We start from the raw sequence: 1314 nt of genomic DNA, 5'->3' as shown, positions 1-1314 counted from the left end.
CGGCGGTGTGGTCGGTGAAGTAGTCGCCGAAGCCCGGGTTCGCCAGGACGGCTGCACGCTCCTCAGCAGACTTCGGGGTTTCCGAAAGCTGCTGGCTGAATTCGACGCCATGGGCAGTCTGAGTCATTCCGATTTCCTGTCTTGGCATATTGTGCGTTCTCGCAAGTGAAGCCCGGTTAGGCAATCCCGCCGCCGAACTGCAGCTGGCAAAGACGCCCCCGGTGAGTGGATCCCGGCGCGGCACCCGGATTTCGGGCTCTGCGTTGCGACGTCATCTGCCGCGCCGGGAGATTATGGGTACTCTGTTCCGCTGGCTCGCATTCAAGAAGCTCGTGCGGACGAGTACTTATCGGTGCAAGAAGCGCGCAGAGCGCTTCTCTACGAATGCCAGCATGCCTTCCTTTTGGTCAGCTGTGGCAAAAAGGGAATGGAACATGCGGCGTTCGAACAGGATCCCGCTATCCAGAGTTGTCTGAAAGGCCGCATTTACTGCTTCTTTAGCGAGCATCACGGCTGGGGCTGGCATCCCGGCGATCACCGCAGCCGTTTTTAGAGCATCTTCGATGAGTCCGTTTCCGGGAACTATTCGGGCCACAAGACCTATTCGTTCGGCTTCTAGAGCATCTATGGTTCGGCCGGTGAGAATCATTTCCATGGCCTTTGCTTTTCCGACCGCCCGTGTCAGTCGCTGAGAACCGCCCATTCCGGGAATGACGCCGAGCTTAACTTCCGGCTGGCCGAAGGTTGCAGTGTCGGAGGCAAGTATAAAATCGCAGGCCATGGCCAGTTCACAACCGCCGCCCAGTGCATGGCCAGAGACTGCAGCCACCACAGGCGTGCGAACAGCAGAGAGCCTTTCCCAGTCCTGCAGCCAATCCTCAAAGTACAAGTCCATGTACGATTTGGACGACATTTCTTTAATGTCAGCCCCTGCGGCAAAGACGCGTTCTGAACCGGTGAGGACGATGGCTCCTATTGTGGCGTCTCTGTCCATTTCGGTCGCCGCTGAAACTACTTCCTGCATGAGTTCATAGTTCAAGGCATTGAGCGCCTCGGGCCTATTCAACGTGATGATGCCGACCCGGTCATTGCGCGACACGTTGATGGATTGGTAGTTCATTGCGGTCCTCATTGTTCAGTGTTGCCGTTCCGGAGGGGTGTCATCAGATCGCAGGAGTCGCTACAGCGACGTGCCGCTCTTCGGGTCCGTTGTATTCGCTCAACGGGCGGATCAACGAGTTGGAGGCTACCTGTTCCATGACGTGGGCGGTCCAGCCGGTAATGCGGCTGGCTACGAACAACGGCGTGAACGTT

General features: G+C 57.5%; 2 protein-coding genes and 1 pseudogene. All 3 read right to left on the bottom strand.

All coding sequences use genetic code 11. From position 1 onward, the window contains the following. Positions 1-127 (bottom strand): annotated as a pseudogene (locus tag BACI9J_RS23675) (branched chain amino acid aminotransferase); the annotation flags it as partial. A 219-nt stretch (positions 128-346) separates the two neighbouring features. Continuing rightward, positions 347-1120 carry an enoyl-CoA hydratase gene (locus tag BACI9J_RS23670; protein WP_159736747.1) on the bottom strand — a complete coding sequence of 258 codons (774 nt, stop codon included), beginning with the start codon at positions 1118-1120 and terminating at the stop codon, positions 347-349. 43 nt (positions 1121-1163) lie between these two features. After that, the coding region (locus tag BACI9J_RS23665; protein ID WP_328699831.1) for a citrate/2-methylcitrate synthase at positions 1164-1314 on the bottom strand (151 nt) is incomplete at its 5' end.

This window comes from Arthrobacter sp. 9V, assembly GCF_902506065.1.
In the GTDB taxonomy this organism is placed as follows: Bacteria; Actinomycetota; Actinomycetes; order Actinomycetales; family Micrococcaceae; genus Arthrobacter.
This window is presented reverse-complemented; position numbering and strand designations above follow the sequence as displayed.

Coding starts and splice junctions, on each gene's coding strand:
- BACI9J_RS23670 (WP_159736747.1), bottom strand. CDS start 1,120: ATGAACTACCAATCCATCAACGTGTCGCGCAATGACCGGGTCGGCATC.